This window comes from Okibacterium fritillariae (genome assembly GCF_052783725.1).
Window position 1 is genome coordinate 2,471,153 of record NZ_CP199917.1, and the last position, 21,830, is coordinate 2,492,982.

Genomic DNA, 21,830 nt, shown 5'->3' on the forward strand with positions numbered 1-21,830 from the left:
CCCCCCGCATCCCCGTTCCCGCAGCACCCCCACACGAGAAGGACCCGACATGGGCGTCAACGACGACAAGCTGTTCCGCAAGATCTATACCCGCATTCTGCCGCTCGTCATGGTCGGCTTCTTCCTCTCCTACCTCGACCGCGTCAACGTCGGGTTCGCCAAACTCGAGATGAGCTCGGACCTCGGCTTCTCGGATGCCGTCTTCGGCCTCGGCGCCGGTGTGTTCTTCATCGGTTACTTCATCTTCGAGATCCCCTCGAACCTGATCCTCTCGAAGGTCGGTGCGCGCGTCTGGATCGCCCGCATCATGATCACGTGGGGCATCATCTCGGGATGCATGTTCCTCGTGAACTCGGAGTGGCTCTTCTACCTGCTGCGCTTCCTGCTGGGTGTCGCCGAGGCCGGCTTCATCCCCGGTGTGCTCTATTACATGTCGCAGTGGTTCCCGGCCAGCCGCCGCGGCCGCGCGTGGGGCATCTTCTACCTGGCGCTCGCGCTGTCGGGTGTCATCGGCGGACCGCTCTCGGGCATCATCCTGAACAGCACGCACCAGGTGTTCGACCTGGCCGGCTGGCAGTGGCTGTTCATCATCGAGGCCGTGCCCACCGTCATCCTCGGTTTCGTCATTCTCAAGTTCCTCAAGGAGGACTACCGCACGGTGACGTTCCTGACGGATGCGGAGAAGCACCGTCTCGGTGAGATGCTCGACGCCGAGCGACCCGTCGGCGGTCACGCCAAATTGGTGGATGTCTTCAAAAGCCCTCTCATCTGGCTGCTGGCGCTCATCTACTTCTCCTATAACTTCGCGCTCTATGGCATCAGCTTCTGGCTGCCCAGCCTGATCCAGGGGCTCGGCATCGAGGGGTCGCTGCAGATCGGCTTCATCTCGGCCATCCCGAGCCTCGCGGCCATGGTCGCCATGGTGCTGTTCGGCTTCAGCTCCGACCGCCACGGCGAGCGCAAGAAGCACATCGCCGCGGCCTTCGCGCTCAGCTGCGCGGGCTTCATCATCTGCGTGGTGGCCGGACCGAACCCCGTCGTGGGCATCATCGGCCTGAGCCTCGCCAATGCGGGTGCCCTCGCCATCCCGGCCATCTTCTGGAGCTTCCAGACCGCCATGCTCACGGGCACGGCGCTGGCCGGCGGCATCGCTCTCATCAACTCGACGGGCAACCTGGCCGGCTTTGCGGCGCCCTACCTCATCGGCTTCGTGCGCGATGCGACGGGCAGCCCCAACATCGCACTGGTGGTGTCGGCCGGATTCATGGTGCTGGGTGCCGTGCTGGTGTTGTCGGTGCGGGCGGCGAAGAATGCTCGCGTCGAGCAGCCGGCCGATCCGGCTCTGACCGGGCGGTCCTAGGCCGATAGACCGGGCGCGACTCCCGTCGTCGCCCTCCCCAGCCGGGCGTGACTCCCATCGTCGCCCTCCCCAGCCGGGCGTGACCCAGGGGGCCCACTCCGGGTCACGCCCTCCCCCTTTTTCGCGTTCCCCGCAATCCCTGCATAGCCTGACCTCGAACCATCCTGAGGAGCTTCCCGTGAGCCAGACCCGCACCAACACCGACGCCGCGCGGCGTTCGTCGCGCCCCACCAACATCCGGTGGAGTGTCGTCGTCATTCTCTTCGTGTTCTACACGGTGAACTCGATCGACCGGTCGGCGCTCGGCGTGGCCCTGCCGTCGATCAGCGAGGACTTCGAGCTGACGGCGACCATGAAGGGCGTCATCCTCAGCGCCTTCTTCTGGACCTACTGCCTGTTGCAGATTCCGGGTGGCCTGGCCGCCGACCGCTTCGGGCCGCGCAAGGTCATCGGTATCGCGTCGGCCATCTGGGGCACGTTCACGGCGCTCACGGGCCTGGCGGTCAACGGCTTCATGCTCATCCTCGCCCGCCTGGGTCTCGGCGCGTTCGAGGCGCCCTACATGGCGTCGGCGTCGAAGCTCGTCTCCAACTGGATGCCCCCGAAGCGCCGCGCCTCGGGTGTGACGCTCATCGACTCGGGTGCGCCCCTCGGTGCCGCATTCGGCGGTCTGCTGATCGCGTGGTTGATCACGGCGACGGGGTCGTGGCGCTGGTCGTTCGTCATCGTCGGCATCTCGACGGTGGTCATCGGGTTCCTCGTGTTCCTTTACATTCGCAACCACCCGTTCGAGCACAAGCTCGTGAACGCGGCCGAGGTCGAGCTTGTCAGCGCCGAGGACGAGGCCGAGGGCCCCAAGCCCGGTGTGAGCGCCAAGAACGTCACGGCCATGGTGATCGGCCGCCTCGGCTGGGCCATGGTGTTCTGGGGTCTCGTCACGTGGGGCCCCACCTACCTGAGCCAGGCTCGCGGTCTCGACCTGCAGGCCATGGGCTTCGCAACCTTCCTCATCTTCCTGTGCGGCGCCGTCGGTGAGATCCTCTCGGGTTTCCTGGCCGACAAGCTGCAGAAGCGGTTCTCGCGCAACTTCTCGTTCAAGCTGCTCTTCGGTGGCTCGGGCGCGCTCAGCCTGGCCGCGCTCATCGCCCTCCCCTTCGTCACGGATGCCACGACCGCCGTCGTGCTGCTGTGCGTCGGTGTCTTCTTCAACCTGTTCGGCGGGCTCTACTGGACCATTCCCGCCATGCTCGCCAAGAAGGAGAAGGTCGGCCTCGTGGGCGGCGTCATGAACTTCGCGGGCACCTCGGCCGGCATCATCGTTCCGATCGTCGCCGGTGTGCTGCTCGATGTCACGGGTGATTTCATCGCCGTGCTCGTGTTCCTCGCCGCCGCCGCGGCCGTCTACCTGGTGGCGTCGCTGTCGATCAACTTCGAGGGCAACAAGCACGCCCCCGTGGCCCCGATTCGCACCCCCGAGAAGGTCTGACGCGCATGAGCGAGCGCTACGACGGCCCCATCATCGATGCCCACCACCACGTGTGGGATCTCGAGCGCAACAGCTACCCGTGGCTCGAGCCGGGCGCGCGCGTTCCACACCGTTACGGGGACTACTCGGCGATCAAGCACACCTATCTGCCGGGCGACTACCGCCGCGACATCCAGGGCACGGGCGTGGTGGCGAGCGTCTATATGGAAGCCGAGTGGGTGGACACCGACCCGATCGGCGAGACGCGTTATGTGAGCGAGCTGTCGGCGTCGTCGGGCGTTCCCGGTGCCATGGCCGCGCAGGCCTGGCTGGATGCCCCCGATGTCGCGCGTGTCCTCGCCGAGCAAGCCTCATTCCCGCTCGTCAAGAGCGTGCGGCACAAACCGGGCGAGACGCTCATGCGCGACGACACGTGGCGGGCCGGCTATGCGCTCCTGGCCGAGCACGGTCTGCACTTCGAGCTGCAGACCCCCTGGCAGAACCTGGATGCCGCGGCCGACCTCGCGCGCGACTTCCCTGACACGCTCCTCATCGTCAACCACTCGGGCGTGCTGCTCGATCGCCGGCCCGAGACGGTTGCGGGCTGGCGCGACGCGATGGCGCGCGTGGCCGAGCGGCCGAACGTCGTGGTCAAGGCATCCGGCCTGTGTGTCGAGGGCCAGCCTTGGACGACCGACCTCAACCGCGACGTGGTCTTCGAGCTGATCTCACTCTTCGGTGCAGACCGCCTCATGTTCGGCAGCAACTTTCCCGTCGACGGCCTCTTCGCCCGCTACGACCAGCTGCTCGACAGCTACCTCGACATCACGGCGCCGCTCACGGCCGCCGAAAAGCGAGCCTTCTTCTACGACACGGCCGACCGCGTCTATCAGCCGCTCCCCTTTGAGGCCGCCTAGGCCGCTCGCGCGGCATGAGTCACGGGCGTCCTGGGTGCCACGTCCGTTCGGACCTTCGAGGTTCCTCACTCCTGGCCCACAGGCGCTGAGGCGCAGTGGACGCCCGCCGGCTCCGCCTAGCCGCGCGGGAGTTGCAGCGTGGGGCCGGCGACACGGCAGGTGGCCGCGGCGACCGACATCGCGCGCTCGAGGATTTCTTGCCAGTCATCCTCGTCTTCGGGGATGCCGCCGAGCAGGGCCGCGACCGTCGTGGCCAAGACGGAATCGCCCGCGCCCATGGTGTCGACGATCGGGGCGTCGAGCTGCGCGATGGGCACGCTGACCTCAAGGCCGTCGCCGTAGAGCGTGGCGCCCTGGGCGCCGGCCGTGCCGAGCACGTAGCGGGCGCCGGAGGTGAGCAGGTCCTCGGCCAAGGATTCGAGGTCGAGGTAGCCGAGCAGCGCGGCATCCTCGTCGCTGACCTTGACGAGCAGGCTGACGGCGGCGATGCGGCGCAGGTTGGCGGCGAAGAGCGGAAGGTTGTTCATCATGCCGGGTCGCGGGTTGGGGTCGAGCACGAGGCGTCGCTCGGGGTCGGTGACGACCGTGAGCAGGTCGTCGACCTGGGCGTCGTTGTCGAGCGCGAGGCAGCTGACGGCCACGATGGATGCGGTGCGCACGAGCAGCAGGGCATCGCGATCGAACTCGACGCGCCGTTTCTGAGCAGCCTCGTTGAACACATACGTGGGCTCGCCGCCGACACGCGTCGACACCGCGCGCGCCGTTCCGTAGGGCGCGTCGGTGCGCAACAGGGCCACATCGGCCTCGCGCACGTGTCGGGCGATGGCGTCACCGGCCTCGTCATCCCCCACCATGGCGATGAGAGCCGAGCGCCGCTTCAGAATGCGGATGCCGAGGGCCACGTTGAGCGCGGCGCCACCGACGGCTTCGACCGTCTGCCCGTCGTGCTCGAACTCGTCGATGAGAGCATCCCCGATGACGACGACATCTGCCACGGCATCCACCTTTCGTTGTGCGCGTGCGCGCCCCTCTACCCTGTCACGCGCGGCGCCACCGCGCGTGCGTCACGGATGAGGTCCCGCGCATCTCCTACCTGTCGCTCCCAGATGCCGGCGATGGCGCCCCGAGGAGTCGTCGGGTCCAGTCGGCGAGCGCCCCGATCGCGCTCCTCGAGATGGCCGCCTGCGGCATCATGCTGGTAAAGCCGTGGAAGGCGCCCGGCCAGACGTGCAACTCCGCATCAACGCCGTCAGCCCACATCCGGCTGGCGTAAGCGACTGTCTCGTCCCGAAAGACCTCGGCACTGCCGCAGTCGATGTAGGTGCACGGCAGCGCCGAAAGGTCTGACGCGCGTGCGGGTGCGGCGTATACCGATACGTCGTCTGTGGCGCGGCGTTGGCCGAGGTAGGCATCCCAGCCGAAGCGGGTCATCTGCCGATCTGCGATGCCGACACCGTCGATCTGCGTGGTCGAGACGGTGCTGTCGCGGTCGTCGAGCATCGGAGACACGAGGATCTGCGCCATCAACGCCGGGCCGCGACGGTCACGCGCGAGGAGCGTGGTGCCTGCGGCGAGTCCCGCGCCCGCGCTCTGCCCCGCGATGACGATGCGCTCAGGGTCGATACCGAGTTCCTCGGAATGTTCGGTGATCCACACGAGTCCGGCGTAGCAATCTTCGACCGGGTACGGGTCGGGGTATTCGGGGGCGAGGCGGTAATCCACGCTGATGAGCGTGACGTCGTGCACCAGGAGCCAGTCGTCGTAGGAGTCCAGGTTGGACAGGTAGTGGCCGAACATCATTCCGCCTCCGTGGATCCCGTAGACGGCAGCCGTCTTACCCGTCCGTTGCGTGCGCTGGATGACGGCGAGTTGGATCGAGTCTCCGCGATATCCGGGGACAGTCACGGTGCGTCGTTCATAACCGCGGGATCGAAGCCTCTCATCGAGGACCTCCTCGGTCACGTCGAGCTGGCGCATATGCGGAACCATATCGGCGGTGAGGGTGAACGGGCCGCGAGCTTCGAGGGCGGCGAGGAAAGTGGCGAGTTCGGGGTCGAACGGGGGGCGGTTGACGGCATCAGACATTGGAGGTCTCCCGGAGGTGCATCTCGACGAGGGATTCTGCGGGGAGGTCTGACAACGCCATCCTTGCGTCTCGAAGACGAGGAGGGGCAGACGGGATTCGGGCTGCAGCGACGGTTTGCAGGGACATGAGCGCACTCTTTCGACGAAGAAGTGGCGACTCCGGTGAGACGCGTGCGCGGTCCCGCTCGCTGAACAGAGCGGGAATTTTTCCCTCTGCCACAAACAATAGCTCATTCATACGAGGAATTCGCAGGCTGATTCTGCTCTCGTCGAGGTCGTCGATGCAGCCAAGCCGATCCCGCTGTGCGCGAAGGCTCATCTGCATACTGGCATGCGTCCAGGTCGACGCCGATGCGCCGTCGGCGGTCAGCGTCTCGGGTATCTTGAGGGATCGTGAGTAACCCCTTCGACCAGGTGCCCGTGTTGCCCGTGGTGATACCCCTCGGCATCGTGCTCTTCGCCATCCTGGTCCTGTGGTTGCGTGCGCGGCGGTTCCTGTCGCTCCCCCGCGTCGCCGTCGCGGCCGCCCTCTCGATCTACGTCGCCGGAATCGTGGCGAATACGATCTTCCCGATCTTCCTCAACGCACCCGGCCGCGACGAACCGTGGACGCCGTCGGTGGCGCTCGTCCCCTTCGTGGACTACGAGGTCGAGGATGCTCTCATCAACGTCGCCGTGTTCGTGCCGCTGGGCGTACTCATTGCCCTCCTCGTCACCCGCCCACGATGGCTCACGGTGCTGGCGATAGCCGCCGGCGCGAGCCTGGCGATCGAGCTCCTCCAGCTCGCCGCACAACGATTCTTCGGTGGTGGCCACATCACCGACATCAACGACTTCATCTTCAACGTGACGGGCGCTGCACTCGGCTACGTGCTCTTCCTGCTCGTCGTTCGCACGCGCAGAGGGGCGGCACTCGTCGACCGTTTCCGCTGGAGAACCAACGACGCTCAACGAAAAAGCCCGGCCTGACATTGCTGTCTGGCCGGGCTTTCTCTGTGTGTGTCGGGGTGGCGGGATTCGAACCCACGACCTCCTCGTCCCGAACGAGGCGCGCTACCAAGCTGCGCCACACCCCGATTGGCCCTAAGGCCTCACTAAGGATAGCCGATATTCTCGGCCCTCGCGTACACGGCTAGCGACCGACACGGGTGACGACAGCCGCCAGCAGATCTTGGATGCCTGGCGCTCCAGCCATTCGGGCGTGTGCTCGGTGGCGGCGATGACGAGCGACTCGGCGGCGGCCTGCAACTCCCGCACATCGGCGCGCTCGACAGCCGGTGCGAGGCCGCGCAGGATGACCCCGGCGGTCTCGGCCGACAGCTCACCCGCGACGACGGCGAGCGCAACGGGTGCGGCCCACGGGAGGTGGACGGGCTGCGAGCCGAGCGGCGTGTCACCCTCCTCGTCCGCGCTCGGTGCCGCGCTCGATGTCGCATCCGCGACACCCCGCTCGCGCCACAGCGGTTGCGCCTCGTCGAACGTGGCGGCCGCGTCGATGGCCTGCTCGGTCTCGGCCACGACCGTGCCGACGCGCAGCAGGCGCTCGACGGTGTCGCCCGAAGCGTGGGTGAGGCCGCGGATGCGTCGCAGGGTGACGTCGGCGCGACCCTCATCCCGCGTGAGCATTTCTCCGGCGATGACGGCGGACAGCGCCTCGGTGGCGCGTTGGAGTTCGCCGAGCTGCCACAGCGCCTGGTTGAGCGCGTCGTCGGGCAGCTGGCGATAGACGGCCGAGGGCGACGTGGCCGACGGCGAGCGAAGACGTTGCGTGCCCACCTTGGCGGCGGCACGGGCGAGGTGATCGAACAGAACTTCCATATGGCGAGTGTAGAGAAAAACCCGCAGTCGAACAAGTGTTCGAAACATGGAACGGCGTGGCGCTCACATCCACACTACGCGCGTCGGCGGTCGGGGGTAGGCTGGCGCACACGATCGGCGCGGATCCATCCGACGGCCCCCGGGCCACCCTTCCGAGCGCGAGGACCGCATGACCGACATCCGACTTCGACAGATCTCGAGCTGGCTGCTCGCGGTCGTCACGGTCGCCGTGCTCGTCATCGTCTTCTGGCCCACCCCGGTCGACGCGGGTGCCCGCGGCACCATCGCGCGCGTGCTCGACACCCTCTACGGCGTGGGCCTGCCGCGCTTCGTCACCTACGGCGTGGTCGAGTTCAGCGCCAACATCGTCATGTTCCTGCCGCTCGGCCTGCTCGTCGCCCTCGCGCTCCCTCGCTGGCTGCTGTGGTTCTCGCCACTGCTGTGCGCCAGCCTCAGCCTCGGCATCGAGCTCTGCCAGGCGCTCCTGTTGCCGCACCGCTTCGCCAGCATCCTGGATGTCGCAGCCAACACCCTCGGCGCCATCCTCGGCACCCTCATCGCCATCGTCATCGTCAAGCGCGTGCGGCGCCGCGACCGCGAACGTCAGCGTGCCAGCGACCTCGTGCACATGCAGGCGGCGCGCGAAAGCATCCTGCGCGGTCGGTGACGCCGGGGAGCGGTAGCGCGCATAAACGGCTCGTCGCGGCGCAATAATGCGAATGTGAGCGTTGCGGGTTTCCGCAAACCCGTCTTCTTGGCAACACGCCGATGTTTTCGACCAAATGTTCAGGTTGTCCACCTTAAGAAGGACGTATGCTGTAGCCACGACCTGCCCAGACAACAGGCCGCGAACGGCTTCTGAGCCCCTCCCCCGAGACTCAGAAGCCGTTCGGCTTTTCTGGCGCGTGAACCCCGATTGGAGCTCCCCCGATGCGAGCAATCGTCTACGACCGTTTCGGCACCGCACCCGAGGTGCGCGAGGTGGAGGCCCCGACCGCACCCGAGGGTGGCGTCGTCATCCGGGTGGCCGCGTCGGGCCTGTGCCGCAGCGACTGGCACGCGTGGGCCGGGCACGACGACACGGTGCACCTGCCGCACGTTCCGGGCCACGAGTTCGTGGGAACCATCGAGCAGGTCGGTGCCGGCGTCAGCCACTGGTCGGTCGGCGACCGCGTCACGTCGCCGTTCGTGTGCGGCTGCGGCGTGTGCGAGTGGTGCCTCGGCGGCAACGCGCAGGTGTGCCCGAACCAGACGCAGCCGGGTTTCACGGGCTGGGGCTCACACGCCGAACTGGTGGCCATCCACGCCGCCGACACCAACCTGGTCGCGGTTCCCGACACGATCTCGGATGACGCGGCCGCCAGTCTCGGCTGCCGTTTCGCCACAGCCTTCCGCGCGGTGCGTGCCCGAGCCGACGTGCAGCCGGGCGAGTGGGTGGCCGTCTTCGGCGCCGGAGGCGTGGGCCTCAGCGCCGTCATGATCGCCTCAGCCCTGGGCGCCCGCGTCATCGCCGTCGACCGCAACCCGGATGCCCTGGCCCTCGCCCGCAGCGTGGGCGCCGAGGCCACCGTTGCGGTGCCCAGCTCGTCGCCCGAAACGACGCCATCCGTCGTCGACCAGGTCATCGACATCACGGATGGCGGAGCCCACGTGGCTCTCGACGCCGTCGGTTCGGCCTCCACCAGCACCGACGCGCTCCTGTCGCTGCGCCGCCGCGGCCGCCACGTGCAAATCGGCCTCCTCTCGGCCGACGAACTGCCGCGCCTCCCCCTCGACCGCGTCATCGGCTGGGAACTCGACCTCCTGGGCAGCCACGGCATGGCCGCCGCCGACTACGCCGCCATGCTCACCCTCGTCGCCGACGGCACGCTGCGCCCCCAAGACCTGGTCGGCGGCGCCGTCACCCTCGCCGAGGGCGCCACCCTGCTCCCCCTCACGGCCACGGCCCCACCCACGGGCATCACGGTCATCCACCCGGCCGAGTAGCACAGTCAGATAGCGTGTCGGCTTTTGGATGACTGAACCACTCGTCGCCTGAACAACTCAGTCGATCGGGATGTCGTCTTCCCAGGTATCCGGGCTGAACGGGAACGGCTCGACGAGCGCCTGGCGGTTGGCGAACTCCATCTCGGGGGCCGCATCCGACCCACCGATCACGCACACGACCACGGTGGGGTCGGCGCTGCTGTAAGCGGGGTCTTTGTAAGGAATGTGCAGGAACCACTGACCATCGGCCCGGCGAATGATCGTCGACTCGGCCTCACTGTTCACCGTCACGGCCCCGGGGTTCGACGAACTGATGCTCGCCCACGGCACACACTCGTTATAGGCGGCCGTCTTGCTGATGGGGGCCAATGCAGCTCCCCCGCTCCCTCCATCGGCGGGCGGCGCAGCCGTCGGCGTCGCGCTAGCCGTGGGTGTCGCGGTGATCGTCGTGGTGGATGTCGGCACCGGCGTCGCACTCTTGGTCGCGCTGGCGGTCGGCGACCCCGTGGGCTCAGGACTATTCGTGCAGGCGCTCGACACCAGCACCCCCGCCACGGCCACCGCACCAACCGCGGCCACCCGCATCGACGTCATCGTTCGCATCGTTCCCCCATCGCCCCCGCACGGCACCCGCGCTGCGCCCACGCTATCGAAGGCGCTGCCCCCGGAGCCGCGCATGTAGGCAATCGTTTCCGGTTCGTAACGCTGAGCGCGTCCGTTGCAGCGTGGCCGACCCAGTCGGAGGTCAAACACCAACAAACAACTGAGCGCTCTTCGCGATTAGCCCATCGCCTGCCAGGCGCCAAGAGCGAGCACTCTCACAAATGGTTAACTGCTGACAGAAGCTCGCATCAACTGCTCTGCGGCGACCCGCGCCACCTTGAACGGCTTGTCAAACGTCCCCATCCCGCCGGTCACGAGCCCACCCTCGTGCAGCAACATGAGCGCGTCAGCCATCCCCTCAGAATCGGCAACCCCGGCTTCGCGGCACAGATCCTCGAACAGCTCACGCATCCACTTCTTCTGCCTGATCGCTTCCCCCGCGATCGGATGTCCCATCCCCTCGAATTCGGCGCGTGCATTGATCGCCCCGCACCCCTTCGACAAGTTCTCGCGCGCCCACGCATCCGTGATGTCGAACACCGCCAGCACTCGCTCGATCGTTCCCGCTGGCACCTTCTCGAGCCCTTTGTCTAGGTAGGCCCGCCACCGCTCATCACGCCCGCGCAGATAAGCCACGGCGAGCGCATCCTTCGACCCGAACCGGTCATACAGCGTCTTCTTCGTCACCCCAGCCGCCGCCGCAATCGCGTCAACCCCAACTGCGTGGATCCCTTCGCGATAGAACAGGTCAGTCGCGGCCTCCAACACCTTCGTCGCCCCGGATGTCATCACGGGCGCCACCACGGGCTCGAACTCTTTTCGCATCCCCCAACTATACCGTCCTGTATAGTCAAACCCATGAGTAAACAGATCGGTATACCTCGACCCGTCCTCCTGACCGCGGCGTCAGTACTCTTCGTCCTGAGCTGGAGCTCCGGCTTCCTGATCGCCAAAGCCGGCACAGCCGAGACGCACCCCATCACCTTCGTCCTCTGGCGTTTCGTTCTGGTCGCTGGCCTCCTCGCCATCGGCGCCCTCTTCCTCGCAGCCCGCCGCCGCCTGCGCATGCCGTCGTGGCGCGACATCCGCCCACACCTGCTCATCGGCCTCTTCGCCCAATTCGGCTACGTCGTCCCCATCTACCTGGCGGTTGCAGCCGGCGTCTCCTCAGGCACCACGGCCCTCATCGACGCCGTCCAACCCCTCGTGGTCGCAACCCTCGTCGGCCCGCTCCTCGGCCTTCGCGTCCGCGCACTCCAATGGCTCGGCCTCGCGCTTGGTGCCGTGGGCGTCGTCATGATCGTCTGGTCGGATGCCGCAACCGCCGCATCCCCCAACCCCGCCTACCTGCTCCCCCTCGTCGCGCTGGCCTGCCTCGTCACAGCCACGTTCCTCGAGCGCCGCACGTCATCGACCCTCGGAGTCTTCTCCACCCTCGCCGTTCACTCGGGCGTCTCCCTCGTGGCAATCACGATCGTCGCCATCGCCACGCACACCTGGGCCCCACCAGCCGAGCCCAGCTTCTGGTTCGCGACGGCCCTCACAGCGCTCATCCCCAGCCTCCTGGCCTACGCCCTCTACTGGACGCTCCTCCGCCACCTCGGCATCACAGGCCTCAATGCGCTGCTCTTCCTGGTGGCGCCAGCAACCTCCGTCCTCGGAGCCCTCATCTTTGGCGAACCCTTCACCCTCGCTACAGCCGCCGGTCTCCTCCTCGGAGCCGCCGCCATCACACTCGTGCTGCTGCCTCCGCGCCACTCATCGCGTGAGCATCCTGCTTCTTCAGACGATTCCGCTGCACAACGCCCCACACAGCAACCATCACCACCCAGCCAACAGCGTTCGCACTCATCAGCACGAAGGTGAAGTTCCCTCCAAGCACCGCCGCCTCCGGCCCCACCAGGCCAAGCACGACCGCGGGCAGCACAGCCACCCCGCTCAACGCCCACACCCACCCCTGAACCCACAGGATGCCGCGCTTCCCCCGCGCCAACACCACAAACACCACGGTCGCCACAATGTTGAACACCCCGGGCAACGCAATCGGCAGCACGGCCAGTGCCGTATACGCAATCCACGCGAACAATCCGTACTCGTCGCTCGTCCAGTCCCCCGACACGCGCCCCAGCGTCACCATCTGTGCCAGCATCATCACGGGCACAGCCAACACCGCCCCCACGGCAACGGCTCCGGCCGCCCACGCGATCAACCCCCACAAGCGCGGCCGAGCCGCGCCTGCCTCCTGCTGACTCACCGGCTGCACACCTCCGGCGACGCGCCCGTTTGATCCGCTCACGTCAAACCCAATCTCGTTCTGCCCGCTCATAAGCCATCTCCCCCTCGATAAACACGCCGCAGCCGCGCACAACGACGGCCCCTCTTTCTCCCACGCATCCTCGCGAGACGGAAGCCCTAATTCCCAATTCGATGTTCGCGCCCACAGCCGCTATGAAGACTGCGAGCCGCGCTCCTGCTACGTTTCCCACGCCCTCTGCCAATCACCAGCCCGGGAGCCAACGTGGTATTCACGATCCGCAAAGCCGTGATCATCTCAACCTCCGACCTGAAGACCGATGGCCCGAATCAGCACATCCGGGCCGAAGTACGGTGCACCGACGGCCCACCTGACGTCTACGACGTCATGATCCTCAACGCGGCAGCGCACCGCATCCTCGAACTTCGCGCTGCGGCCGCCAACCCCGCCCTCGTCATCGCTGGCCATCTCCATCCCTACACCGACGAGACGCACTCCCCGCGCATCGAACTCGCACTGACTCATGTAGGTCTCGCCCTGGGTAGTACTTTCACATTCGAGGAACCGCTGAGCCCATAAGCGAGTTGCGACGGAGCCCGATCTCGGTAGGCCATCGCTTCTGACCTGAGCCTACGGAGCGTGACCGAACATCGCCTAGTTGATGCAGCGCTACGAGGGGCGGGGCCCGCGCCGGTTACGAATCCCATCCCCCAGACCCAATAGAACCGCTCGCCTCTGAGCGGGCGTGCGTCCTCGGCCGAGGATCTTGCGAAGCGAACTTTCGCCGAGCAAGCGGATCAAGTCGATGTACTTAGCCGCAGGGAGATTAAGGTCGCGCATGAGGAAGACTGCATTCCGCGTCAGGTAGTAGTCCCTCGTGGCGCTCCCGTGCGTGTATCGAACATTTCCACTGCGTGTTCGCGTAGGCATGTCACCCAGCTGATGGGCCATGGTGACGTCGGATGTGACGACGAGCCGTCCGCCGTTCAGCCCAACACGGAGCCCCCATTCCTTGTCGACGTGATCGATGAAGTAGTCGCCCTTGAACAAACCGAACTTTTCAAAAGCTTCGACATCGATCAATGCGCCGGAACTGACCAGGTATGCAACCTCGGTCGCTTGGCTCACTTTCCCTGGACGGATGCGGGATCCCTCCCAAACGGCAACGAGGGCCTGGCCCGTCCTATGGTCAACAATCTCAGGACCGACCCCGGCGGTTTCGGGAAACAGCTTGCATTCCTCTTTGAGCCGGCGGACGAGGCCGCCTACCCCGTGTTCCGGAAAACTACTATCGTCATCCAAGAACAGGACATACTCTGCACCGAGCTGAACGGCTCTGGCGATGCCCTTATTCTGAGCCGACGCAATTCCTACGTTGCCCCCGCAGGAAATGTGCTCGACGTTATCGATCGCCGCCGCCGCAAGCGATTTGGACACCTGCTCATGATCCGGATCGCTGTTGTCCATCACCAGCAATCGAAGCATCTGCGGCGCGAGACGGCGAGCAGTCCTCACGATCACCTCGCCGTCCGTGTTGTAGGCAACTAGAACGCCGACGACCTTGGCATCTGAATCAGGCATGACCTTGCCCCTCGTGGGAATTGACGCGTGGAGGTTTCATTTTCGAACGCTCAGGCGGTAGCTGGGCCTTGCTCCAGCGCGAGCATGCGTCGTAGCGCGATGATCTGGTAGACCACGACGATTACTTCCGCTAGAGCGAGAGCAGATGCGGCTCCGACCGCTCCCTGTAACGGCACAAGGACGAACAAAAGAGGCGTGCCGACGATCGCTCCGAGAACAGCACTGATAGCGACAGCACGGTCCGCTCTCAATGCAAGCAAACATGCCATCCCGACCACTCGAGAAACCGCGGACGTGGCTACCACCACCCCGAATGCAACGGTCAATGCCAACGGCAGTTCGACCACCCCGGCGGAAAGAAGATGCCCGGCTAGCGGCCCCAGCAGGGCAACGCCGAGCCCCAGCGGCAGCGCGCCGACATAGGCGACTCTCGTGGCCCACTTGATCTTCCACACCACAGGCTTGTCAGGTGTAGCCCTAGGAACCCATCCCTGCACCCACTGAAGAAATGGCGTGATCCCCATGAGAGCGAATCTGACAAGCCGCTCGCCAAGCGCGTAAACCGGCACGGCAGTGGGGGCCAGAGCAGCAATGACAAGAGTGGGGAGAGACGCGAAGGTAGTTGCCGTAACGACCGTGATCCCGGCGTGTAACTGATTCTTCACCCCACGGAACGCAGCTCGCACGTTCCATGTGTCTCGCGGGACACGCGAGCCCTGAGAGATGACAACTATGCACGAGATAGCGCTTGCAAGAACCCCACCCGCAAGCTGAATCCACAGGAAAGCGTAAATGTCATGCCAAATCCACAGAGCAGCTACACCGACGAGGTTGCCGGCCCACCGCGGAACTCCGTCCCAGAAAAACAGCTTCTGAGGCTGACCATCCCCGACAAAGTACCAAGACATGCCGAGCCCACCGAGACTGACGGTGACGCAAGCGATGACGGCCGCCCAGGGCAGAGTAGGTGCCAAGAGGAAAGCCACAAACGCGGCCCCGGCAGTGATGAATGGGGCCGTGACGGCTCGGGCAACCAATGAGTGAATAGCAATGGTTTGGCGCTCAACAGGATTGGCTCGCCCAATGAGACTGGGGCCGTTGTACCCCCACCCCAAAGCGACGAAGATCGTGGCGATGCTCCCGACGGACTGACCTACAGCGATCGCGCCCCACTCAGCCGCGCCCGCAACATAGATCGTGACCGGCACCACCAAGAGCCCGATGGATGAGTTGGCCAACATTGTGGCCGTGTACCAGGAGAGCTTCGCCAAAAACCGTTTCACTCGTTACCCCACGTGAGTTGAACCCTGCGGCCTAGGCACACCGGTCGAATAGATCAGGAATGACCTCAGTCTAAGAGGTCCGACCATGCACTCGAGTCGCGAGTCCATCTAGCCAAGGAGCCTGTTGGCCACACGTTCTCAGAATTAGGGCCCCGCGGCAACCGCGCAGTTACACGCTCAACCCAAGATTGGCTGAGCAGGCTGAATCGCAGGTCGATCAACCGTCGGTGCCATCCGTCCTGGGCCTGCCAATTGCCTATCTCCGAGCTGTTCTCGTCGCGTCCTCACCACGACAAGGCACAGGCCGAGCATCAGCCAGGTGACGGGCTGGAAGACGGCGTTTGAGAAGAAGCTAGCGAGAAGAACCAGGACGAAAACTTGGGCCTGAATCGTGCGAAGGGTTAGAGCGATGGCTACGGCAAAAACAAGTAGCAAGGCGATGCTGAGGAGCCCGCCGTCGACCCAGAACGAGACGAGCCAGTTGGATCCGACGTTATTGCGCGACTCTCCATAGTTGAGGCGGCCCGACACGCCGACACGACCACTGGTGCTGAGTCCCCAGCCGTACCAGGGGCTCGTGCTGGCGAGATAATTGAGCCCGTCATTCTGGGCGACTCGTGCTTGTGCCGAGACGTCGTTGTCCGCCACGCGAAGCGTGTTCGACAGTCGCGTCACCAAATTGTCGTGAAGGCTCGGGATGAACGAGAAGGCCAACACAGCCACGACGCCGCTGAGAGCCGTTGCCAGCAAGCGTCCAGACTTTTCGGTCCTGCGCGGAGCGCCCCTCTTGCGGGTGATGAGATGAATGGCCACGGCGAGGAGAGCGGATGCGACCACCGCGACCCATGCCGCTCTGGCGAAAGCCAGAACCCACGCGCTCATGTTCGCGAGAATGAGGAGCACACGCACCCAGCGTCGAAGCGGTAGGCGCCATGCGAGAACGAGACCGACGCCGGCCATCATGCCGAGCCAGTCCGGCTCCGAATACAAGCCAGTGGGACGGCCGAGTGCAGAGATGCTGAGGTGCCAGGCGTCGTACGGGGCGATTCCCACAACCTGCAACAATCCGAAAATGCTGCTTGCCGATGTCATGATTAGTAGCCCATACAGCATCGCCTTGGCATCCGCCGGGGATGCAAACACCACGATGAGAGCCGTGCACCCAGCCAATGCCAATAATTGCAGCCCGAGAGTTGGGCTGTTCACCAGCTGCCCATAAAGAACGGTAGAGGCGAGAATCGCTGCCGCCACGACGGTGAGGACTGCCTCGACGGGAGCTATCGAGCGGCTGGCGCGTTTGGAGAAGAGAACCCAAATCAGCAGCAGGATGGTGAAAACGTGCATCTGAGCGATCTGGACTCCGATGAGCCCCGCGCCCATTCCGACGAGGACCGCAAGGAAGGTCCCTCGTGCCGCCGGCTTCATTGCGAGAAGCACGGTCATGACGAATAGCACTGCGATGAACACAGCGGCATAAGTCAACACTTGCTCAAGCACGTCCTGAGTCTAAAGCAGAGCGAATACGATTCGCTTCTTTATCTGCATAGACCCTTGCGAGATCGGCGCGCAGGGGCTTCTCGACCTCAGCGAGCCAGCCGCGCACCTCACAACTAGAATACGAACGTGCCAGCTGACTCTCGGTATGGCCCCGTTCATTGCTCCTCTTGGAAGGAAACCATTGCGAAGCGATACCAGGGATCAGCCGAAGATCGTTGCAGGAATCGTCACCTTTAATCCTGATGTGACGCGCCTCGGTGAGAACATTGATGCTATTTCGGGCCAGGTGGAAACCGTGGTCGTGGTGGACAACGGATCCAGCTCGCCACCACGTCTCTCACCACATCCGTCGGTTCATATGATCGAGAATGACGCTAACCGAGGGATTGCCGCGGCGCTGAACCAGATTGTTCAGTGGGCCTCTGATCAACACGCCGACGCGGTGGTCCTGCTCGATCAGGACTCGGTTCTCGAAGCTGGCACCGTTGTGAAACTCACGCGATCGCTCGCCCAGGGAGTCGCGATTGCGGCGCCTCAGATCGCTGACCGGAATCTCGGCAGCGACCGGCCTCGCGACACTCGCGACGTGAACTACTGCATCACCTCGGGCAGCTTGCTGGCCGTGGATTCGTGGCGGCAAGTCGGTGGGTACGACGATCACATGTTTATCGACTTCGTGGACTTTGACTTCTGTCTTCGCATTCGTGAAGCGGGCCTGCGAATCGTGCAGGTTGGAGACGCCCGCATCTTGCACGAGATTGGCCATGCTCAACGCGCGGGCAAACGGATCGCCTATAACCACTCTTCGTTCCGCCTCCGCCATATGGCGCAAGACATGGTCTACTACGCACGCAAACACCGTCGCGCGCCTCGCGAACTGCGAGTTGGCGGGAGAGGGCTGCTCCTGACTTATGCGGTACTTGCTCGCAAAGCAGCAATTACCTTGGTGTACGAGACTGACCGTCTAGCCCGTGCGGGCGCAATCGTGCGAGGCACCATAGCGGGAACCTTCACGAAGCTGGCGTAGCGCTCATCGATGGCTCCGGTCAGCATGCGCTTCATCGTCGCCGCACCCGCCGACCGGGCCGCGCGCACTCAGGCAGCGAAGGCGCGGGCGCGGAGCTATGGCGGCTATCTGCGCCCGAGACCGATGTAGGTCCATCCGGCACCGCGCCAGGCGGCGAGGTCGAGGCAGTTCCGACCGTCGATGACGACGGTTCCGCGAACGACCGCCGCTACCTCTGCGGGGTCGAGTGCGCGGTACTCGCTCCACTCGGTGACGACGACTACCGCATCCGCATCCTGCAGTGCTTCCTCGGTCGTGCCGAAGACCAGCTGCGGGTGCATGCGGCGCGAGTTCGCGATCGCCTCAGGATCGGTCGCCACGACGTTTGCGCCCAAGCCGTTGAGGCGCACCGCTACGTCGAGCGACGGGGAATCACGGATGTCGTCACTGTCGGGCTTGAAGGCGAGTCCCAGGACTGCGACCTTCTTGTTGTAGACGCTGCCGCCGAGGGCTTCGACGACAAGCTCGACGACGCGGTCGCGGCGACGCAGGTTGATTGCATCGACTTCCTTGAGGAAGTTGAGCGCTTCGCCTTTGCCGAGCTCCTCCGCGCGCGCCGAGAAGGCGCGGATGTCCTTGGGCAGGCATCCCCCGCCGAAACCGGCACCGGCGTTGAGGAAGCGTCGTCCGATACGGGCGTCGTAACCGATCGCATCCGCCAACTGGGTCACGTCAGCGCCGGCAGCCTCGGAAATCTCGGCCATTGCGTTGATGAAGGAGATCTTGGTGGCCAGGAACGCGTTGGCGGCGACCTTGACCAGCTCAGCGGTCGCGTAGTCCGTCGCGACCAGAGGGGTGTCATGGCTGAGGGCCTCGGCGTAGACCTCGTCGAGGAGCGCACGAGCTGTAGCCGCGTCTGCAGGCTCCGGGGGCAGGCCGTAGACGAGGCGGTCGGGGCTAATGGTGTCCTTGACGGCGAAACCCTCGCGGAGGAACTCGGGGTTCCAAGCCAGCATCGCTCCAGTCGGCTCGATCATCTTCGCTAGGCGCTCAGCGGTGCCGACCGGCACGGTCGACTTGCCAACCACGAGGTCACCGGGGGCCAGGTGCGGCATGAGGCCTTGGACGGCCGCGTCGACGAACCGAAGGTCGGCGGCGTAGCTGCCCGCCTTCTGCGGCGTGCCTACCGCGATGAAGTGGACTTTCGCACCGCGAGCAGCGGAGGTATCGGTGCTGAAGGAGAGCCGGCCACTGCCGACCGACTCGACGAGGAGCTCGGGCAGGCCGGGCTCGAAGATCGGGGATTTACCCGCGGCCAGAGCCTCGATCTTGGCGGGGTCGACATCAATGCCGACAACTTCATGGCCGAGCTTCACCATTGACGCAGCATGCACAGCGCCCAAATACCCACAACCGATCACAGACATTCTCATAGTCACTCCAGCCTAGTTGCGCGTGCACGTCGGGAGTCCGCTCGGGACGCGCTTCTCCGCTTGTGCATGAAGAATTTACAAAGCGAGCCGCATGGCGGCACAAGAGAAAGGCCCCAGTTCCGTGAGGATCTGGGGCCTTTCTCGGAGGCTGTTACGCCCGGGGGATATTAGTCCTGCGCGAGGCGCTGGCGACGAACGACCGTCATGACGGCGATCAGAGCGGCACCGAGGAGGAGCGCGCCGGCACCGGCCCAGACGGCCAGCATCGAGACGGACGAACCGGTGTCGGGCAGTGCGCCCGAGCCGTTAGCCGAGTCGGCCGGAACGACCGTGATGGTGTATGTTCCCACGTTGCCCGAGGTGACACCGGTCGCGGTCAGCGAGTAGGTGCCGGTGGCGCCGGCGGGGAGCTTGACGGAGATGCTGAGCGAGCCATCAGCAGCAGCCTGCTTGGTGGCGGTGATGGTCTCAGCCTTGAAAGCACCGACGGTGACGGAGCCAGCGCCGGTGATGGTGATGGAGACGTTCTCGCTACCGGCGAAAGAGCCAGGAGCGAAGTTGATGATCGTCGTGCCACCGGAGACAACAGTGTTGTCACCCGAGATGTTGGTGCTCGGAACGTAGCCAGCAGCGTTTGCCGCGGCGGGAACCGAGAAGAAAGCGAGGACCGCAAGCACGAGGCCTGCGAAAATCTTCTTTGCCATGTGGATGTAACCCCCGAATTGGATTATGGAAGGAGACGTGTGGCCACGCTCTCCTGAGTAGACAGTCTCTACCATAGAGCAGATTCACAGGACAGTGACAACTCCGAGGTTTCATTCATGTTAACAATCGGCGTCCGTTGGACCTGACCGATGGTCGATTCACTGCTCGGCGCGAGGTATCCGAAGGTCAAAGTGGCGGATTCCCCAGGTGCCAGCTGCACCGGAATCTGCGTCACGCCGTATCCGTCATCCGATGTCGAGAGCGCCGAAACGGAGGCTCCGCCACGCATAACGCCGAGATTCACGAGACCTGGCGAGCCGTAGGCGGTCACGAACGTCTTCACGCTGCCGGGCGACACGCCGTAGGCGCCACCTGCCGTCACATATTCCGGCAACGACGTCCCCGCGTCAACTGGCGCGTTGTTCTTCAACGTGACTTGAATCACCTGGTAGGGCTTACCGTCTTGGCGGCAGACGAGCGAGCCCACTTGGGTATCGGCGGTGAGGTAGTAATCCATCTTCGCGCCGGTACCGTCGTTGAAGTAGAGACCAAGGCCGGTTTGATCGTCCGAATAGGCCGGCAAGTCTCCGGCCAAAGTCGTCCCCGCCAGGACATCTCGCATCTGCTCGTCGGAGTTCCAAACCATGATGCGGCGCTCGGAGCCCGCGCGGGTCAACGCGTCGACGAGCTTGATCGGGTCGATGTCCCCAGCGGACACTTTGTCGAAGACGGCTTTGGCCGCCGCCGCGAAGAAGAGGTCCTGCTGAGCGGGCAGCGGGTAGCGGGCGTAGACCTCGCTCAAGAGAAGGCTGACCGCATTCTCCTGAGTCAGCTGGTCACCGGTCGCGAGGTCCACAGGACCGGTGGCACCCAAGAGGTAGCTCAGCGTGACGGGGTCGACCGAGATGACGCCGTCGACGGTCGTGCCGAAGCGCTGCTGCCACATCGCCTGCGCCAACTCTCCAGACAGCGGGAATTTCGGGGTGAGCGTGACGTTCTGGATGTATTCGCCGACGATCGATCCATAGAGCCCCTGCGTTTCGGCGGGAAGCGGCAAAATCGGCTGCTGGAATCGAGGGAAGTCTGCCGACGAAGCCTGCTGCTCGAGCGTGAGCTTGCCGCCATCCGTCTTCAGAAGCGCCAGGGCGCCGGGGATGCCGCCTCCCGAGCGGAGTTCTGCCGGGTTCTGGATGAGGAGCAGATACTGCTTCGGGCCATCGGCGCCGAGCATGGAGGGCAAGAGCTGAACGGCGTTGTCGAGTGCCGTGACCGTCGGGACCAAAGCATCCAGCTCACCTTCGATCTGGTCGACGGCGGATGTGACCTGACCGATCGTCGCAGTGGTGTCGATGGCCGACACGGACTTCTGGGCGTTCGTCAATGCGACCTGCGCCCCGCTCACGGGAACGCGAGCCGCCTCGAGAGGTGCGACATCGATAGCACCGTCCTGAGGCTTGAAGTCTTCGGCCTTCACCTCGATGGCGATGCGGGCGAGCGGCGCAACCGCCTTGCTGGCGAGGTCGTCCGCGACCTGTGCGATCTCGCGCACGGCCGTCAGGTTCGGGCCGACGAAGGGGATGATTTCCGCGGCCCTCCAGATCGGGTCGCCTGAAAGCGACGCCGCCGATGAGGCGCGGGACGACAGTTCTGACGAATCGCGGGCGACGGCTGCTTGATCCTGCTCGGTGACGGCTTGTTTGAGGCTCGATGTGAGGGGCACGACCTGCTCGAGGTCCTGCTTGACGAGGAGCGCCCGGATGCCCACCCAGGCAGCCGCAGCGAGCAACACCAGCAGCACGACGCCGATGACGATCAGCACGGTGCGACGGCGCTTCGA

General features: G+C 64.9%; 21 protein-coding genes and 1 tRNA gene. 10 read left to right on the top strand and 12 right to left on the bottom strand.

Annotation, left to right across the window (positions count from 1 at the left end; translation table 11 throughout):
* The first annotated feature begins 49 nt into the window (after positions 1 to 49).
* From ACUWEX_RS11355 to ACUWEX_RS11365, 3 genes are all read left to right on the top strand, one after another.
* Complete coding sequence (locus ACUWEX_RS11355; RefSeq protein WP_079728167.1) at positions 50 to 1,360, top strand: MFS transporter; 1,311 nt, start codon at positions 50 to 52, stop codon at positions 1,358 to 1,360.
* A 178-nt stretch (positions 1,361 to 1,538) separates the two neighbouring features.
* On the top strand, positions 1,539 to 2,846 hold the full coding sequence (locus tag ACUWEX_RS11360) for an MFS transporter (RefSeq protein WP_445996319.1): 1,308 nt from the start codon (positions 1,539 to 1,541) through the stop codon (positions 2,844 to 2,846).
* 5 nt (positions 2,847 to 2,851) lie between these two features.
* The gene (locus ACUWEX_RS11365; RefSeq protein WP_445996320.1) at positions 2,852 to 3,742 is read left to right on the top strand and encodes an amidohydrolase family protein; all 891 of its coding nucleotides are present in this window, start codon (positions 2,852 to 2,854) and stop codon (positions 3,740 to 3,742) included.
* Positions 3,743 to 3,858: 116 nt separating this feature from the next.
* On the opposite strand, the gene ACUWEX_RS11370 is transcribed toward ACUWEX_RS11365, so the two are convergent.
* Positions 3,859 to 4,737, bottom strand: coding sequence for a PfkB family carbohydrate kinase (locus tag ACUWEX_RS11370; RefSeq protein ID WP_445996321.1), 879 nt, complete (start codon positions 4,735 to 4,737; stop codon positions 3,859 to 3,861).
* Positions 4,738 to 4,831: 94 nt separating this feature from the next.
* Positions 4,832 to 5,827 carry an alpha/beta hydrolase gene (locus ACUWEX_RS11375; protein WP_079728162.1) on the bottom strand — a complete coding sequence of 332 codons (996 nt, stop codon included), beginning with the start codon at positions 5,825 to 5,827 and terminating at the stop codon, positions 4,832 to 4,834.
* Between the two features lie 393 nt (positions 5,828 to 6,220).
* Between ACUWEX_RS11375 and ACUWEX_RS11380 the strand changes: the two genes are divergently transcribed.
* A complete protein-coding gene (locus tag ACUWEX_RS11380) occupies positions 6,221 to 6,796 on the top strand; it encodes a VanZ family protein (protein WP_445996322.1) in 576 nt (191 codons plus the stop codon).
* Positions 6,797 to 6,829: 33 nt separating this feature from the next.
* On the opposite strand, the gene ACUWEX_RS11385 is transcribed toward ACUWEX_RS11380, so the two are convergent.
* Positions 6,830 to 6,903, bottom strand: a tRNA-Pro gene (locus ACUWEX_RS11385).
* 7 nt (positions 6,904 to 6,910) lie between these two features.
* Positions 6,911 to 7,645: a hypothetical protein gene (locus ACUWEX_RS11390; RefSeq protein WP_445996323.1), complete on the bottom strand. Its 735-nt coding sequence runs from the start codon at positions 7,643 to 7,645 to the stop codon at positions 6,911 to 6,913.
* Between the two features lie 169 nt (positions 7,646 to 7,814).
* On the opposite strand from ACUWEX_RS11390, the gene ACUWEX_RS11395 reads away from it, so the two are divergent.
* A complete protein-coding gene (locus tag ACUWEX_RS11395) occupies positions 7,815 to 8,312 on the top strand; it encodes a VanZ family protein (RefSeq protein WP_445996324.1) in 498 nt (165 codons plus the stop codon).
* 263 nt (positions 8,313 to 8,575) lie between these two features.
* The gene (locus ACUWEX_RS11400; protein ID WP_445996325.1) at positions 8,576 to 9,631 is read left to right on the top strand and encodes a zinc-dependent alcohol dehydrogenase family protein; all 1,056 of its coding nucleotides are present in this window, start codon (positions 8,576 to 8,578) and stop codon (positions 9,629 to 9,631) included.
* A 57-nt stretch (positions 9,632 to 9,688) separates the two neighbouring features.
* Here ACUWEX_RS11400 and ACUWEX_RS11405 read toward each other — a convergent pair whose 3' ends face one another.
* Positions 9,689 to 10,000, bottom strand: coding sequence for a hypothetical protein (locus ACUWEX_RS11405; RefSeq protein ID WP_445996326.1), 312 nt, complete (start codon positions 9,998 to 10,000; stop codon positions 9,689 to 9,691).
* On the opposite strand from ACUWEX_RS11405, the gene ACUWEX_RS11410 reads away from it, so the two are divergent.
* Positions 9,990 to 10,313, top strand: a complete 324-nt coding sequence (locus ACUWEX_RS11410) for a hypothetical protein (RefSeq protein WP_445996327.1) — start codon at positions 9,990 to 9,992, stop codon at positions 10,311 to 10,313. The two genes, ACUWEX_RS11405 and ACUWEX_RS11410, sit on opposite strands and share 11 nt — an antisense overlap.
* A 146-nt stretch (positions 10,314 to 10,459) precedes the next feature.
* Here ACUWEX_RS11410 and ACUWEX_RS11415 read toward each other — a convergent pair whose 3' ends face one another.
* The gene (locus tag ACUWEX_RS11415) at positions 10,460 to 11,059 is read right to left on the bottom strand and encodes a TetR/AcrR family transcriptional regulator (RefSeq protein ID WP_445996328.1); all 600 of its coding nucleotides are present in this window, start codon (positions 11,057 to 11,059) and stop codon (positions 10,460 to 10,462) included.
* A 33-nt stretch (positions 11,060 to 11,092) separates the two neighbouring features.
* Between ACUWEX_RS11415 and ACUWEX_RS11420 the strand changes: the two genes are divergently transcribed.
* Together ACUWEX_RS11420 and ACUWEX_RS11425 are read left to right on the top strand one after the other, a co-directional pair.
* A complete protein-coding gene (locus ACUWEX_RS11420; RefSeq protein ID WP_445996329.1) occupies positions 11,093 to 12,100 on the top strand; it encodes a DMT family transporter in 1,008 nt (335 codons plus the stop codon).
* Between the two features lie 652 nt (positions 12,101 to 12,752).
* Positions 12,753 to 13,067 (top strand): hypothetical protein, encoded by a 315-nt coding sequence (locus ACUWEX_RS11425; RefSeq protein WP_445996330.1) that lies wholly within the window; start codon positions 12,753 to 12,755, stop codon positions 13,065 to 13,067.
* A 90-nt stretch (positions 13,068 to 13,157) separates the two neighbouring features.
* Here the strand turns inward: ACUWEX_RS11425 and ACUWEX_RS11430 are convergent, their stop codons facing one another.
* The 3 genes from ACUWEX_RS11430 to ACUWEX_RS11440 form a co-directional block, all read right to left on the bottom strand.
* Positions 13,158 to 14,069 carry a glycosyltransferase gene (locus ACUWEX_RS11430; protein ID WP_445996331.1) on the bottom strand — a complete coding sequence of 304 codons (912 nt, stop codon included), beginning with the start codon at positions 14,067 to 14,069 and terminating at the stop codon, positions 13,158 to 13,160.
* 50 nt (positions 14,070 to 14,119) lie between these two features.
* Positions 14,120 to 15,310 (bottom strand): lipopolysaccharide biosynthesis protein, encoded by a 1,191-nt coding sequence (locus ACUWEX_RS11435; protein WP_445996332.1) that lies wholly within the window; start codon positions 15,308 to 15,310, stop codon positions 14,120 to 14,122.
* A 219-nt stretch (positions 15,311 to 15,529) separates the two neighbouring features.
* A complete protein-coding gene (locus ACUWEX_RS11440; RefSeq protein ID WP_445996333.1) occupies positions 15,530 to 16,849 on the bottom strand; it encodes an O-antigen ligase family protein in 1,320 nt (439 codons plus the stop codon).
* A 145-nt stretch (positions 16,850 to 16,994) separates the two neighbouring features.
* On the opposite strand from ACUWEX_RS11440, the gene ACUWEX_RS11445 reads away from it, so the two are divergent.
* A complete protein-coding gene (locus ACUWEX_RS11445; RefSeq protein ID WP_445996334.1) occupies positions 16,995 to 17,876 on the top strand; it encodes a glycosyltransferase family 2 protein in 882 nt (293 codons plus the stop codon).
* A 104-nt stretch (positions 17,877 to 17,980) separates the two neighbouring features.
* On the opposite strand, the gene ACUWEX_RS11450 is transcribed toward ACUWEX_RS11445, so the two are convergent.
* The 3 genes from ACUWEX_RS11450 to ACUWEX_RS11460 all read right to left on the bottom strand — a co-directional run bounded on the left by ACUWEX_RS11450 (position 17,981) and on the right by ACUWEX_RS11460 (position 21,812).
* On the bottom strand, positions 17,981 to 19,288 hold the full coding sequence (locus tag ACUWEX_RS11450; RefSeq protein WP_445996335.1) for a UDP-glucose dehydrogenase family protein: 1,308 nt from the start codon (positions 19,286 to 19,288) through the stop codon (positions 17,981 to 17,983).
* A 167-nt stretch (positions 19,289 to 19,455) separates the two neighbouring features.
* A complete protein-coding gene (locus tag ACUWEX_RS11455) occupies positions 19,456 to 19,992 on the bottom strand; it encodes an LPXTG cell wall anchor domain-containing protein (RefSeq protein ID WP_079728153.1) in 537 nt (178 codons plus the stop codon).
* Positions 19,993 to 20,060: 68 nt separating this feature from the next.
* Positions 20,061 to 21,812: a DUF4012 domain-containing protein gene (locus ACUWEX_RS11460; RefSeq protein ID WP_445996336.1), complete on the bottom strand. Its 1,752-nt coding sequence runs from the start codon at positions 21,810 to 21,812 to the stop codon at positions 20,061 to 20,063.
* Between the last annotated feature and the right edge of the window lie 18 nt (positions 21,813 to 21,830).

Excerpts from the sequence above, each read along its gene's own strand:
- ACUWEX_RS11410 (WP_445996327.1), top strand. The coding sequence starts at position 9,990 with ATGGGGGCCAATGCAGCTCCCCCGCTCCCTCCATCGGCGGGCGGCGCA.
- ACUWEX_RS11455 (WP_079728153.1), bottom strand. The coding sequence starts at position 19,992 with ATGGCAAAGAAGATTTTCGCAGGCCTCGTGCTTGCGGTCCTCGCTTTC.
- ACUWEX_RS11375 (WP_079728162.1), bottom strand. The coding sequence starts at position 5,827 with ATGTCTGATGCCGTCAACCGCCCCCCGTTCGACCCCGAACTCGCCACT.
- ACUWEX_RS11430 (WP_445996331.1), bottom strand. The coding sequence starts at position 14,069 with ATGCCTGATTCAGATGCCAAGGTCGTCGGCGTTCTAGTTGCCTACAAC.
- ACUWEX_RS11395 (WP_445996324.1), top strand. The coding sequence starts at position 7,815 with ATGACCGACATCCGACTTCGACAGATCTCGAGCTGGCTGCTCGCGGTC.
- ACUWEX_RS11415 (WP_445996328.1), bottom strand. The coding sequence starts at position 11,059 with ATGCGAAAAGAGTTCGAGCCCGTGGTGGCGCCCGTGATGACATCCGGG.
- ACUWEX_RS11445 (WP_445996334.1), top strand. The coding sequence starts at position 16,995 with ATGGCCCCGTTCATTGCTCCTCTTGGAAGGAAACCATTGCGAAGCGAT.
- ACUWEX_RS11400 (WP_445996325.1), top strand. The coding sequence starts at position 8,576 with ATGCGAGCAATCGTCTACGACCGTTTCGGCACCGCACCCGAGGTGCGC.
- ACUWEX_RS11450 (WP_445996335.1), bottom strand. The coding sequence starts at position 19,288 with ATGAGAATGTCTGTGATCGGTTGTGGGTATTTGGGCGCTGTGCATGCT.
- ACUWEX_RS11390 (WP_445996323.1), bottom strand. The coding sequence starts at position 7,645 with ATGGAAGTTCTGTTCGATCACCTCGCCCGTGCCGCCGCCAAGGTGGGC.
- ACUWEX_RS11365 (WP_445996320.1), top strand. The coding sequence starts at position 2,852 with ATGAGCGAGCGCTACGACGGCCCCATCATCGATGCCCACCACCACGTG.
- ACUWEX_RS11355 (WP_079728167.1), top strand. The coding sequence starts at position 50 with ATGGGCGTCAACGACGACAAGCTGTTCCGCAAGATCTATACCCGCATT.
- ACUWEX_RS11435 (WP_445996332.1), bottom strand. The coding sequence starts at position 15,310 with ATGTTGGCCAACTCATCCATCGGGCTCTTGGTGGTGCCGGTCACGATC.
- ACUWEX_RS11420 (WP_445996329.1), top strand. The coding sequence starts at position 11,093 with ATGAGTAAACAGATCGGTATACCTCGACCCGTCCTCCTGACCGCGGCG.